The organism is Sphaerisporangium rubeum, assembly GCF_014207705.1.
GTDB lineage: Bacteria > Actinomycetota > Actinomycetes > Streptosporangiales > Streptosporangiaceae > Sphaerisporangium > Sphaerisporangium rubeum.
Genome location: NZ_JACHIU010000001.1, coordinates 4,417,730 through 4,431,272 on the forward strand (window position 1 = coordinate 4,417,730; position 13,543 = coordinate 4,431,272).

The following is a 13,543-nucleotide window of genomic DNA, read 5'->3' on the forward strand; positions in this document are numbered from 1 at the left end:
GCTACTCCTGCGTGAGGTAGGGGACGGTCATGGGTCCCTCCGGCAGCACGCACACCCGGCCGGGGAGATCGGCGACGGTGGCGGCCACGTCGCCGGTGCGCTCCAGGTGTGCCGTGGCCAGCTCGGCGTCGCCGAGACCGGAGGTGTACATGATCACGCGGGCCGCGCGCTGGATACGGGCCTGGATCTGCACCTGCCACTGGTCGGGGACGGTCACCTCGCGGCGGGAGATCTCCTGGAACAGCGCCTCAGGCGAGGCGGCGGAGGTGAGGACCTCACGGTAGGAGCCGTGGTCGGGGAACCCGTCGCGGCACTCGGCGGCGCAGACGATGGTGCCGCCGGGTCTGACCACCTGCGCGGCGGCGCTCATGCCCTTGACCGACTGGTAGAGGTTCTGGTCGAGCGGGAAGCCCGCGTTGGTCGTCACCACCACGTCGAACGGCTCGGCGACCGGCCGCATCGCGGCCTGCCGGACGGCGGCGGTGGCCGCGGCGTGCATGGGGAGCAGGTCGCCGCCGAAGGCCCGAACGATGCGCTGCTCGCGGTTCAGCATGACGTCGAGCGCGAACGTGACGCCGGTGGCGGCGGCGATGGCGCGGACGTCGTCGTGCACGGGGTTGCCCTCGATGACACCCCAGGTGGCGCGCGGGTCGCCGATGCGGGCCGCGTCGTGCAGGGTGAGCACCGTCTCCAGCGCGGCGAGGCCCGGTGCGACGAGCTTCGGGCCGCCGGAGAAGCCGGCGAAGAAGTGCGGCTCCACGAAACCGGTGGTGATGCGCACGTCGGCGTCCAGCCACTCGCGGTTGAGCCATACCGGGACGTCCTTGCCGTGGCGGCCGGCCCAGCGCAGCGACGAGGTGTCGCGCGCGTCGTGGTTGACGATGCGCACGGCGTCCACGACCTGGTCGCCGAACATGGCGCGCAGCTCGGCGGGGGTGTTGCCGCGATGGGTGCCGGTGGCGACGAGGATCACGACGTCGCCGAGGTCGATCACGCCGTCGAGCTCGTCGAGGATCGCCGGGATCATGAGGTGTCTCGGCTGCGGCCGGGTGCCGTCGCACGCGGAGACGGCGACCGTCTGGCCCGGCCGGACGCGCTCACGCAGCGGCGGGCCCGCCACGGGGTCGCGCAGCGCGCGCCGCAGCTCGGCGGCCTCGTCGGGTGCCGCCGGCCGGTCGGCCGGGGTGATCACGGTGGTCCGCTCGCCGGGAAGGTCCACGACAAGGCCGCCGGTGCCGTAGGCCAGGTCAACCCGCACGACGTCGCTCCTCGCACGATGTCACAGTCGCCGACACTACCGCCGCCACGGGGACGGTCATGGCGCGGGGGGCCGCAGCCGCAGACCGGACATCCCGCCGTCCACCGGCAGCTCGATGCCGGCCGTGGAGCCGGCGGCGGGGCTCGCCAGGTAGGCCACGGCGCAGGCGACCTCGTGCGCGCTCACCAGCCGGCCGTGCGGCTGCCTGGCCCGCAGCGCGGCGCGCTCGCCGTCGGGGTCGGGGGCCGCGTCCAGCAGACGTCCCACCCAGGGGGTGTCGACGGTGCCGGGGGTGACGCAGTTGACGCGGATGCCCTCGCGGACGTGGTCGGCCGCCATCGCGCGGGTCAGCGCGAGCACCGCGCCTTTGGAGGCGGAGTACAGGGCTCGCTGCGGCAGGCCGGCGGTGGCGGCGATGGAGCAGGTGTTGACGACGGCGGCGCTCGGCGACCTGCGCAGGTACGGCAGCGCCGCTCTGGTCACGCGGACCACGCCGAACACGTTGACGTCGAACACGTGGCGCCACTCGGCGTCGTCGTTGTCGGCGACCGTCCCCTGCGCGCCGATGCCGGCGTTGTTGACGAGCACGTCGATGCGGCCGTACCGCTCGGCGACGGCCGTGACGGCGCGCCGCACGGAGTCGTCGTCGGTGACGTCGCACACGAACTCGGTGTCCTTGAGGTCGAGGACGGCCACCTCGGCGCCGCGCGCGGCCAGCTCACGCGCGACGGCCTGGCCGATGCCGGAGGCGCCGCCGGTGACGACGGCCACCAGGCCGCCGAACTCCCCCCGGCCGGCCGCCGGCTCGCTCATGCCTGCCCCATCCGCTGGCGCTGGCGGCCGAGACCGTCGATCTCCACCTCGACGAGGTCACCCGCGCGCAGATACGCCTCGGGGCCGCGGCCGAGCGCGACCCCCGCCGGGGTGCCGGTGTTCACCACGTCACCGGCCTCGAGGACCATGAACTGGCTGAGGTACCAGATCACGTGGTGCACGCCGAAGATCTGGTTCTTGGTGCTGCCGTTCTGGCGGAGCTCGCCGTTGACCCACAGCCGCAGGCCCAGTGCCTGCGGGTCACCGGTCTCCTCGGGGGTGACCAGCCAGGGGCCGAGCGGGTTGAATGTTTCACACGATTTGCCCTTGTCCCACTGGCCGCCGCGCTCGATCTGGAACTCGCGCTCCGACACGTCGTTGGCGACGGCGTATCCCGCGATCACCTCGGCGGCGTCCGCCGGCGAGGCCAGGTAGCGCGCGGTGCGGCCGAGGACGACGGCCAGCTCGACCTCGTAGTCGGTCTTCACGCTGAGGCGCGGCACGAGGACCTCGTCGTCGGGACCGACCACGGTGTTCGGGGCCTTCATGAAGACCACGGGCTCCGCGGGTGGCGTGGCGCCGGTCTCCTCGGCGTGGTCGGAGTAGTTCAGGCCGATGCAGACGACCTTGCCTGGCCTGGCCACCGGCGCGCCGACCCGCTCGTACGGCCCCGCCTCCGGCAGCTCTCCCGCGGCCATCGCCGTCCGCACCCGCTCGACGCCGCCGCCTTCGAGGAACGCGCCGTCGATGTCCGCCGTCAGCGACGACAGATCGAGAACCCGGCCGTCCGGCCCCATCACGCAGGGCCGCTCACGACCCGGCGGACCCACACGCATCAACTTCACGGTCTGTGCCTTCTCCGCTGGTCGTCCACGGGCATATGTCGTGGCGAGCCTGTCAGATTCATCGGGTTAATGTAAAGCATTTGGCCGGAAATTCCGCTGCCGACTTGACCTCTTTCGGACGTGACTCTACTGTTCGAATCATATTCATCGGACCAATTGGAGCTCGCCCATGCCGACGATCACCTCCGTGAACGTGATCGACATCAGGTTCCCGACCTCCGCGACGCTCGACGGGTCGGACGCGATGAACCCGGACGGCGACTACTCGGCGGCGTACGTCGTGCTGGAGACCGACGAGCCGGACCTCGCCGGATACGGCCTGACGTTCACGATCGGCCGCGGCAACGACCTGTGCGTGGCCGCCGCCAGGCAGATCGGGCAACGGCTGACGGGCTGTGACGTGGACCAGGTGGCGGCCGGCCTCGGCGGGCTGTACCGCGACATCATGGCCGACAGCCAGATGCGCTGGCTCGGGCCGGAGAAAGGCGTGGTGCACCTGTCCGCCGCGGCCGTGCTGAACGCCGCGTGGGACCTCGCGGCGCGCCGGGCCGGCAAGCCGCTGTGGCGCCTGGTCGCCGACATGTCGCCTGAGGAACTGGTCGCCGCCTGCGACTTCCGCTACCTGTCCGACGCGCTGACCCCCGCCGAGGCCGTCGAGATGCTCACCGCGCTCGCCCCCACGCGCGAGGCCAGGATCGCCGAACTCGCCGAGCACGGGTACCCCGGCTACACCACCTCCCCCGGCTGGCTCGGCTACGACGACGACAAGCTGCGCCGCCTGTGCCGTGAGGCCGTCGCCGACGGCTGGACCCACGTCAAGCTCAAGGTCGGCGCGCGGGTCGAGGACGATGTGCGGCGGCTGGCCATCGCGCGCGAGGAGCTCGGCGACCGCACGCTGATGATCGACGCCAACCAGGTGTGGGACGTGCCGCAGGCCATCGACTGGGTGAACCGGCTCGCCGCGTACGAGCCGCTGTGGATCGAGGAGCCGACCAGCCCCGACGACATCCTCGGCCACGCGGCCATTCGCAAGGCCGTCGCGCCGGTCGGCGTGGCCACCGGCGAGCACTGCCACAACCGCGTCATGTTCAAGCAGCTCCTGCAGGCGGGGGCCATCGACTACTGCCAGATCGACTCCTGCCGCCTGGCCTCGGTCAACGAGATCATCCCGGTGCTGCTGATGGCGGCCAAGTTCGGCGTGCCGGTGTGCCCGCACGGCGGCGGCGTCGGCCTGTGCGAGCTCGTGCAGCACATGGCGATCGTCGACTACGTCTGCGTGAGCGGCAGCCTCGAAGGCCGCGTGCTCGAATACGTCGACCATCTGCACGAGCACTTCACCGACCCCGTGCGGGTCGAGCGCGGCCGGTACCGGCTGCCTGAGCGGCCCGGCTACAGCGCGCGGATGCACCCGGAGTCCGTGGCCGGCTACCGCTACCCTGATGGCCACCGCTGGGGAGGCTGACATGGGTGTGGTCGACGACACGACCAGCGAGACCGGCGCGACCGGCGCGGCCGACACGGACGGCACGACCGTCCCGCGCCGGGACGGGCCGCACGGTGACGCCGTGAGTGACGGCCTGGCGCGGCTGACGGCGCGGCTGCGTCGGCAGGACGCGCTGATCGTCGCCTACTCCGGCGGCGCCGACTCCGCGCTGCTCGCCTTCGCCGCCGCCAGGGTGCTCGGCGCGCGCGCGCTCGCGGTGACCGCGGTCTCCCCCAGCCTCGCCGCCGCCGAGCGGGCCGCGGCCCGCGCGTTCGCGCGGCGGCACGGCCTGGCCCACGTCGAGGTGTGCACCGACGAGGCCGACCGGCCGGAGTACGCCGCCAACGGCGCCGACCGCTGCTACCACTGCAAGTCGGCGCTGTTCGACGCGGTGGCGCCGCTGGCCGCGGCGATGGGTGCTCGGGTCGCGCTCGGCACCAACCTCGACGACCTCGGCGACCACCGGCCCGGCCAGCGGGCCGCGGCCGAGCGCGGCGCCGTCGCGCCGCTGGTGGAGGCCGGCCTGACCAAGGCCGCCGTGCGCGAGATCAGCGCGAAGCTCGGCCTGGAGACCGCGGCCAAGCCCGCCGCGCCGTGCCTGGCCTCGCGGGTCGAGTACGGCGATCGGGTCACCCCCGAGGTCCTGCGCCGGGTCGAGGCCGCCGAGGCGGCGCTGCGCGCCATGGGCTTCCCCGTGTGCCGGGTGCGGGCCCACGCCGGCGGCACCCTCGCCAGGGTCGAGGTGCCGCGCGCGGAGATCCCCCGCGTCACCGAGCTGCGTGAGCGGGTCGACGCCGCGGTGCGCGGCGCCGGCTTCACGTTCTGCTCGCTCGACCTGTCGGGCTTCGCCTCCGGCCGCCTCAACGCGCTGCTGCCACTGCTTCCCTCGTAGCGGCGCGCGCCGAGGCGGCCGGCCCCCGGCACCGGTCATTCCTGTACCTTGCCGCCGGTGAGCCGTGAGATGGCGAGCGCGGTGAGGATGATCCCGCCGTTCAGGGCCTCGATCCACTGCGCCGGGACACCCGCGAGGGTGAGCACGTTCTGGATCATGTAGAGCAGCAGGATGCCGGTGAACGCGCCGAACACCGTGCCCTTGCCGCCGTTGAGGCTGACCCCGCCGATGACGGCGGCGGCGAACACCGTGAAGATCGCTCCACTCCCCTGGCCCGCGGCGACCGAGGCCAGCCGGCCCGACAGCAGCAGGCCGCCGAGCGCGGCGAGCAGGCTCGCCGTGATCAAGGTGATCCACAGGACCCGGCCGGTGCGGATGCCGGCCGCCTTGGCGGCGTCGATGTTGCCGCCGATGGCGTACAGCGAGCGGCCGAACCGCGTGTACCCGAGGACCACGACGCCTCCCGCGAACAGCAGCAGGCAGATCCAGATCGACGCCGGCACCCCGAGCCACAGGGTGGAGCCGAGGTAGGTCATGGACGGCGGGAGGTTGAAGAACGTCTGGCCGCCGGAGATGCCGGTGAGCAGGCCGCGCAGCACGATCAGCATGCCGAGCGTGACGATGAAGCCGTTGAGGCCGAAGCGGACGATGAACAGCGCGTTCACCACACCGGCGAGCGCGCCGACCGCGAGGGTGACCGGGATGGCCCACCCTCCGGGAAGCAGCCCGAGCCCGTGTCCCGCACCGACCGCGACCGTCATCCAGGCGGCCACCCCCGGCGCCAGCCCGAACGTCGACTCGAGCGACAGGTCCATCCTGCCGCCGACCAGCACGAGCGTCTGCGCCAGCACGAGCAGCGAGATCTCCGACATGGTCTGCAGGATGTTGATCACGTTGTCGCCCTGCAGGAAGATCGGGTTGACGATCTGCCCCACGATGGCGATCACGATGACCGCGGGGACCAGCGCGAAGTCGCGCAGCCGCGCCAGGCGGAGCCCGGGCCGGCGTTCCCCGGTGCCGTCCGGCGGCGGGGAGCCCGGCGGGGTGCCGGTCGTGGCGGGGGTGGCGGTGGTCTCAGGCATCGAGGTCGACTCCTTCCATGGCGGCCACCATCTCGTGGTCGTGCCATCCGGCGGCCAGTTCCGCGACGACGCGTCCGTGGAACATCACGAGCACCCGGTCGCACAGGCGCAGATCGTCGAGTTCGTCGGAGGCGATCACGACGCCTGTCCCGTTCCCCGCGATCTGCTCGACCTTGCCGAGCAGGAACTCCTTGGACCGGACGTCGACCCCGGCGGTGGGGGTGATCAGCACGAGCAGGCGCGGGTCGTTGGCCAGCGCGCGGGCCATGACGACCTTCTGCTGGTTGCCGCCGGACAGGCCGGAGACCGGCAGGTCCGGGCCCGGTGTCTTGATCGCGAGGTTGGTGATCATCTCGCGGGCCAGGCCGTCCTTGCGCCGGCCGCTGACGAAGCCCGCGGGGCCGAGCCGCTCGGGGACGGTCATCGTGGCGTTGTCGGCGATCGACATGAACGGCACGAGGCCCTGGTGGTGGCGGTCACGCGGCACGAAACCCACTCCCGCCGCCAGCGACGCCGGCACGCTGCCGGGGTGCAGACGGTCGCCTGCCACCCGCACGGTCCCCGAGCGCGGGGCCCGCAGGCCCACGATGGTCTCGGCCACCTCGGTCTTGCCGCTCCCGCCGAGCCCGGCCAGCCCGACGATCTCCCCCGCGTGGACCCGCAGGTCCACCTCCTGGTAGGTGCCGTCATCGGACAGTCCCTCGGCCGACAGGACGACCGGCGCGTCCTGCCGGACCTGCGGCCGGTCGGTGTGCTGCCGCAGGCCCGCGGCCTCGCCGGTCATCGCGGCCACCAGGTCCGCCTGCGGCAGCTCCCCCACCGGCGCGGTGAGGATGTGCCTCGCGTCACGGAACACCGTGACCGTGTCGCAGATCTCGTAAATCTCCTGCAGATGGTGGGAGATGTACAGGAAGGTGACTCCCTGTTCGCGCATGACGCGCATCCGCTGGAACAGCCGGTTGATCGCCGCGCCGTCGAGCTGCGCGGTCGGCTCGTCCAGGATGATGAACCGCGCGCCGAACGACAGCGCTCGCGCGATCTCCACGAACTGCCGCTGCTCCACCCCGAGCTCACCGGCCGGCCGGCGGACGTCCACGTCCACCGACCACATCTCCAGCAGCTCGGCCGCCTTGCGCCACAGGCTCTTCCAGCCGATCAGCCCGAGCCCGTTGCGTTCGTGCCTGTTGAGGTACAGGTTCTCCGCGACGGTGAGCTCGGGGATGATCGTGGACTTCTGGTACACGCAGGCGACCCGCGCGCGCCAGGCGTCGCGGTCGGCGAGCCGTGGCGCGGGGGCTCCGGAGAAACGGACCTCACCGGCGTCCGGCGCCTGCAGCCCGGTGAGGATGGACACCAGGGTCGACTTGCCGGCGCCGTTGCGGCCCACGAGGGCATGAGCCTCGCCCGGGTTGATCGTGATGTGCGCCTGGTCCAGCGCCACCGTCTCGCCGTACCTCTTGCTTATGCGTTCCGCCTCCGCGACGGCGGGCCGGCCCGTGTGGGCCGGCTCGCCTCCGCGTGCGGGTGAAGGGCTCGCGGGCCCTCCCGCGAACTCGCCCATGACAGGACCTCTCAGCTCAGGTTGTTGCCCCACAGCGACTTGTCGTCGTACTTCACACTCGGGATGTCGCCGAACGTGCCGCCGTCGGAGGTGACGAGCGGCGCGGAGAGCTGGTCCTCGAGCAGCCCCTCGCGGACCTGGATGATGGTGCTGTCGTGGTCGGTCTTGCCGGGCTGGAAGGTTTTGCCCTCCGCGGCGTCCTTGGCGTACGACAGGGCCCACTTGGCGTACAGGTCGGCGGGCTGGGAGACGGTGGCGTCGATGTTCCCGGCGGCGATCTCCTTGAGCTCCTGCGGGATGCCGTCGTTGGAGACGATGAAGACGTGCTTGGGGTCGTCCGGCGGCACCAGCAGGTCGCGCTGCTTGAGCACCTGGAGTGTGCCGGCCAGCGCGAAGCTCGACTGCATGTACACACCCTTGACGTCCGGGTTGGCGGTGAGGACCGTCGAGAGCTTCTGCGAGGCGATCGCGCCGTCCCACTTGGTGGCCTCGCCGAAGACCTTGATGCCGGCGTAGTTGGCCTTCATGCACTCGTTGAACGCCTCGGTGCGGTCCCGGCCGTTGATGGAGGCGAGGTCACCCTGCAGCATGACGACCTTGCCCTTGCCCTGGAGCTTCTCGCCGAGGAACCGGCAGGCCTTCTCGCCGTAGGCCCGGTTGTCGGCGCGCACGACCATGAAGGCGTTGCCGGTGTCGGGCCGGGTGTCCACCAGGACCGCGGGGATCTTCTTGGCCTCCAGCTGCTGGAGCGTGGGGGCCACGGCGGCGGTGTCCTGCGGGGCCATCACCACGCTGCGCACCCCCTGGCCCATGAAGGTCTGCACGTTGGCGGTCAGCTTGGCGATGTCGTTCTGCGAGTTGGTGGTCTTGAGCTCCACACCGAGTTCTTCCGCGCTCTTGGGCACGTAACTGATGTAGGAGTTCCAGAAGTCGGTGTCGGAACGCGGGTAGTCCACGCCGATGACCGGCTTCTCCGGCGCGCCTGACGCGCCGGTGCCGCCGCCTCCGCCTGCGCCGCCGCCCCCGCCGCAGGCCGCGACCAGACACCCCGATATGGCCAGGGCCGCGACGAGCGCGAACCGTCTGCGTTCCATCGTCTCTCCTTTTGAAGCACCACGGTTGCCGTGCCGTCGCTGACCGCGCCGCACTCAGGCGGGCCCACTTCTCCCGGCGCGTGGAACTCCCGGAAGGATCGCCTTGGGGTCGCTCATCACCGACAGGACATGGGATGTCTTTCTATGACCTAACCCCGGCCGATGTCCAGACCCCTGTGGCAGAATCGCGAAAATGCTCCGCGATCTATGTCTTACCCCGGTCAGGCATCCGATGTATGCGGCTCTCACAAACGGAGAGCGGCGACGGAAAGGCCGCATGTCCAAGCCTCGCGGAGCGTCCTCCGACGCGCCTGAGCGGTCCCTGGAGGCCCGCGGGAGCGCAACGGGGCAGGCACGGCGCCCCATGGCCGTGAGGGTCGCCATGCGGGGGCACCGTGCCTGCGCGTGACGCCGGCGTCGCGGGAGGGTCGCGACGTGGCGCGCCTGACCGTTACGGGCTGGTGCAGGAGATGCCCGTCGGGGTGGCCGAGCCGTTGCCGTTGGCCGTGAAGCCGAACGTCGTCGATCCGCCGGCGGGGACCGAACCGTTGTACGCGGCGTTCTTCACCGAGATCGCGCCGCTGGTGCCGGTGTTCACGCCGTTCCACAGGCTGGTGATGCTCTGGCCGCTCGCCAGGGTCATCCGCACGGTCCAGCCGTTGATCGCGCCGTTACCCGCGACCGTCACCTCGCTCTGGAAGCCCGAGCCCCAGCTGTTGATCATCCGGTACGTCGCCGTGCATCCACCCGGGTCGGGGGTCGGCGTGGGGGTCGGCGTCGGTGTGGGGGTCGGCGTGGGGGTCGGGGTGGGGGTCGGCGAGGTTCCGCCGCTGACGCGGTACACCACGGTGCCGTGCGCGGGGACGCTGGCGGAGATGGCGCCGGTGGTGGTGCTGAGGCCGTTGGTCCAGGCGTCGCGCAGGGTGAAGGCGTTGCCGGTCAGGCCGATGGCGGAGGCGGTGGTGCTGACGGTGGTGGTGGCGCCGCTCTGGTTGAACAGGGCCACCGCGACGTCGCCGTTGCTCAGGCGTTTGGCCAGGACGCGGCGGGTGCCGTCGTTGCTGATCTGGGTGGCCTGCAGGCCCAGGGTGTCCTGGTTGATGGCGATGAGGTTCTGGTTCTTCAGGATGGTCTGGGTCGCGGCGTTCATGTTGCGCAGGTCGTTGCCGGCGATCAGCGGTGAGGCCATGACGGCCCACAGCGCGAAGTGGCTGCGCATCTCGGTGTCGTTCATGCCACCGCGGCCGACCTCCATCATGTCGGGGTCGTTGAACGCGCCGGGCCTGGCGTAGGAGGCCAGCGGCACGGTGACGTTCACGATGTTCTGGATCCCCATCGGGTACCCGTTGGTCTGGCCGGTGTCCCAGGCGTTGGTGATGTCCTCGGTGGTCCGCCAGATGTTGGCGATGTCCCCCCAGTTGCGCCGCGGCCCGGTCTTGTCGTGCACGCTGTTGGAATTGATGCTGTACAGGATCGGCCGGCCGGTCGCCGCCAGCGCGTCACGCATCTTGGCGAACGTGCGCACCTGATCGTCGATCGTGCCGCTGGGAGAGCACCAGTCGTACTTGAGGTAGTCCACCCCCCAGGCCGCGAACTGCCGCGCGTCCTGCGCCTCGTGCCCCTGCGCACCGGTCGCACCGGGGTAGGAGTTGAAGTACTGCGCACACGTCTTGTCCAGCGGCGCCTGATAGATCCCGAACTTCAGCCCCTTGCCGTGCAGGTAGTCCCCCAGCGCCTTCATCCCGCTGGGGAACCGCTGCGCGTTGGCCTGCAGATTCCCCGCCGAATCCCGCGTGGAGTTCATCCAGCAGTCGTCCACCACGACATACTCGTAACCCGCGTCCCGCATACCCGAACTGACCATCGCATCAGCCATCTGCTTGATCAGCGACTCACTGATGTTGCACCCGAAGGTGTTCCAGCTGTTCCAGCCCATCGGCGGCGTGCGCGCCACACCGTTCTCCAGCGCGCCTGCCTCGGGCTGGACGGCGAACAGGCCGCCGACGAGCACTCCGGTGGCGAGCGCGGCCGAGAAGGGGCGATATCCCACCTTTCGCACAGTTTCCTCCTAGAGGTAAGCGGGAGAGCCTTATGCCCGGCGGTCGCTGACCGCACGACCCGGCCGCGAAGCATTCGAAAGTCATTGTGAGCGCTAACACCATTACCACCGCGATAATCGTGCGGCCACGGCGGGGAATCGGTGACAGGCGGAGCAAATATGACCGGCGGTGATCCCGTCAAGGGCTCTTGTCACCGTCCAGGCGGTGGCGGGTCGCATGCCCGCAAAACGAGTCCGCGTTCCCCGGACGAGCTGAAATTTTCACCCCGGCCGCGGCGCCGCCGCTCCGCGTGGAGCGCTTTACCGGTGCGGCGGCGGAGCCGTGGTGACTCCGCCGCCGCGTTTCGCCGGCCGTGCCGTCAGGCGGCCGCCGTCCTCGTCAGGTGGTGCAGGTGAGGGACGGCGTCGACGGTGAGCCGTTGGCGAGGAAGCCGAACGTCGTCGAGCCGGACGGCGGGAGCGATCCGTTGTACGACGCGTTGGCCACCGACACCGTGGAGCCGCTGGTGCTCAGCGTGCCGCTCCACACCTGGCTGATCGACTGGCCGCTCGCCAGGGTCCACCGGACCGTCCAGCCGCTGATCGCCGCGCTGCCGGCCGTCACCGTCACCTCACCCTGGAAGCCGCCGGACCAGGAGTTGGTCGTCCGGTAGGTCGCGCTGCACGCGCCGCCTGCCGTCGGGGTGGGGGTCGGAGTGGGGGTCGGTGTCGGCGTGGGGGTCGGTGTCGGTGTGGGGGTCGGCGTCGGCGTGGGGGTCGGCGTCGGGAACGGCGTCGGGTCGGTGCCGCCGGTGGGGGTGAATCGCCACCAGTCGAAGTTGAAGAGGTTGCCGGTGCCGCCGGTGAAGCGGAGGAACAGGTCGCGGGTGCCGGTGGCGCCGGTGACGGGGCAGGTGACGGTGGTCCAGGTCTGCCAGCCGCCGGTGCCCGGGACGGTGCAGGTGCCGGCCAGGGTGCCGCTGGTGGAACCGAGGCGGACCTCGATGCGTCCGCCGGCGGCGGCCGAGGCGACGCGTGCGGTGAAGGTGCTCGCGCCGTTGCCGAAACCGACTCCCTTGACCTTGACGTAGTCGCCGTTCTCGATGAAGCCGACGTCGCGTCCGCCGTCGGCGGCGTTCTCGGTCTCCACCCCTTGGGACCAGGCCGCGGTCTCGGCCTCCTGCCGGACGTAGGGGTCCAGGGTGCCGATCTGCGGCGGTCCGTTGGTGGTCATGTTGATGGTGGGGATGGTGCCGTCGGCGTTGTAGCTGAACTTCTCCACCGCGACCGAGCGGGTGTAACCGCCACCGCCGGGCAATGCCCCGTTGTGGTAGAAGAAGTACGATCCGCCTTGGTAGTCGATGACGCCGGGGTGGTTGGTGAAGCTGGATCCTTGGGTCGGCATGACGGTGCCGCGGTAGGTCCATGGGCCGGTGGGGCCGGTGGCGGTGGAGTAGGCGATGTGCTCGGAGCAGCACTTGGCGGCGTAGACGTTGTAGTAGAGGTTGCCGCGTTTGTAGACCCAGGGTCCCTCTTCGTACAGGGTCGGCCGGGAGGCGTTGCCGGTGCGGGTGCCGAAGCCGGCGGTGGTGAGGGGGATCTGGGTGGGGCTGCCGGAGTAGGAGATCATGTCGGTGTTGAGGCGGACGTACCACAGGTTGGGGTTGCCCCAGTACAGGTAGGCCTGGCCGTTGTCGTCGATGAAGACGCTGGGGTCGATCTCGCCGTTTCTGACCAGGGCCCGGCCGATGGCGTCGGTGAACGGCCCGGTGGGGCTGGTGGACACCCCGACGCCGATGGCCATCTGGCCGCTGGCGCGGTCCTTGACCGGGACGTACCAGTAGAACTTGCCGTTGCGGTAGACCGTCTGCCCGGCCCAGGCGTCCGCGCTGGCCCAGCTGAACGTGGACAGGCTCATCGGGGAGCCGTGGTCGGTCCAGTTCACCATGTCGGTGGTGGAGAACACCCGCCAGTCCCGCATCGTGAAGTACGTCGACCCGTCCTCGTCATGCCCGGTGTACAGATACAGCCGCCCGTTGTACACCAACGGCGCCGGATCGGCCGTGTAGATCGTCTGCACCAGCGGATTGTCCGCCCTGGCCGGCCCCGCATGAACCAGCACCACCACACACAACAAACCCACCACCCAAGCCACACCACGCCTGAGTCTGGCCCTGACCGGTAATGAGACCGCGGATTTCATCATCGCTCCCTGATGTCGGTATTCACCGGTTCCCCCTCTCTGCGAGAGGGGATCCGGCTTCGCGCCGCAGGCGACGCGCGAGCTCGTCCACGGCACTTCACCGATATCGTGTGAGCGCTAACATCACGGGATGTCAGACCGCGCCTGACCGTTGCCATGTCATGGCGAGAGGATTCCCGTTTCGCCGTACCGTGGACGCCGTCTCGCCGCGGAGCAAATCCCATATACGGCGACCGGTCAAGATGTCTGCCTTCTCCCCCACCGGCGGCGCGAG

Annotated in this window: 10 protein-coding genes; 2 read left to right on the forward strand and 8 right to left on the reverse strand. The window is 70.7% G+C overall.

The features are described from left to right. Position 1: 1 nt before the first annotated feature. The 3 genes from larA to BJ992_RS18960 are packed head-to-tail and all read right to left on the reverse strand — an operon-like array spanning position 2 to position 2,916. Complete coding sequence (gene larA, locus BJ992_RS18950; protein ID WP_184982835.1) at positions 2-1,258, reverse strand: nickel-dependent lactate racemase; 1,257 nt, start codon at positions 1,256-1,258, stop codon at positions 2-4. Positions 1,259-1,315: 57 nt separating this feature from the next. Next, complete coding sequence (locus tag BJ992_RS18955; RefSeq protein WP_184982838.1) at positions 1,316-2,071, reverse strand: SDR family NAD(P)-dependent oxidoreductase; 756 nt, start codon at positions 2,069-2,071, stop codon at positions 1,316-1,318. After that, positions 2,068-2,916, reverse strand: coding sequence for a fumarylacetoacetate hydrolase family protein (locus BJ992_RS18960; RefSeq protein ID WP_184982841.1), 849 nt, complete (start codon positions 2,914-2,916; stop codon positions 2,068-2,070). The genes BJ992_RS18955 and BJ992_RS18960 overlap by 4 nt, the downstream gene beginning before the upstream one ends. Before the next feature lie 169 nt (positions 2,917-3,085). Between BJ992_RS18960 and BJ992_RS18965 the strand changes: the two genes are divergently transcribed. Both BJ992_RS18965 and larE read left to right on the forward strand, forming a co-directional pair. Beyond that, complete coding sequence (locus tag BJ992_RS18965) at positions 3,086-4,378, forward strand: L-fuconate dehydratase (RefSeq protein ID WP_184982843.1); 1,293 nt, start codon at positions 3,086-3,088, stop codon at positions 4,376-4,378. A 1-nt stretch (position 4,379) separates the two neighbouring features. Further along, positions 4,380-5,291: an ATP-dependent sacrificial sulfur transferase LarE gene (gene larE, locus BJ992_RS18970; protein ID WP_184982850.1), complete on the forward strand. Its 912-nt coding sequence runs from the start codon at positions 4,380-4,382 to the stop codon at positions 5,289-5,291. 35 nt (positions 5,292-5,326) lie between these two features. Here larE and BJ992_RS18975 read toward each other — a convergent pair whose 3' ends face one another. The 5 genes from BJ992_RS18975 to BJ992_RS18995 form a co-directional block, all read right to left on the reverse strand. Continuing rightward, positions 5,327-6,373 (reverse strand): ABC transporter permease, encoded by a 1,047-nt coding sequence (locus BJ992_RS18975; RefSeq protein ID WP_184982852.1) that lies wholly within the window; start codon positions 6,371-6,373, stop codon positions 5,327-5,329. Beyond that, positions 6,366-7,934, reverse strand: coding sequence for a sugar ABC transporter ATP-binding protein (locus tag BJ992_RS18980; RefSeq protein ID WP_184982854.1), 1,569 nt, complete (start codon positions 7,932-7,934; stop codon positions 6,366-6,368). Before BJ992_RS18980 ends, BJ992_RS18975 begins: the two co-directional genes overlap by 8 nt. 11 nt (positions 7,935-7,945) lie before the next feature. Continuing rightward, entirely contained in the window at positions 7,946-9,028 is a 1,083-nt protein-coding gene (locus BJ992_RS18985) for a sugar ABC transporter substrate-binding protein (protein WP_184982856.1), read from the reverse strand. Positions 9,029-9,479: 451 nt separating this feature from the next. Then, the gene (locus tag BJ992_RS18990) at positions 9,480-11,078 is read right to left on the reverse strand and encodes a cellulose binding domain-containing protein (protein WP_221474893.1); all 1,599 of its coding nucleotides are present in this window, start codon (positions 11,076-11,078) and stop codon (positions 9,480-9,482) included. 388 nt (positions 11,079-11,466) lie between these two features. Beyond that, on the reverse strand, positions 11,467-13,146 hold the full coding sequence (locus BJ992_RS18995) for a family 43 glycosylhydrolase (RefSeq protein WP_343072743.1): 1,680 nt from the start codon (positions 13,144-13,146) through the stop codon (positions 11,467-11,469). Positions 13,147-13,543: the final 397 nt, after the last annotated feature.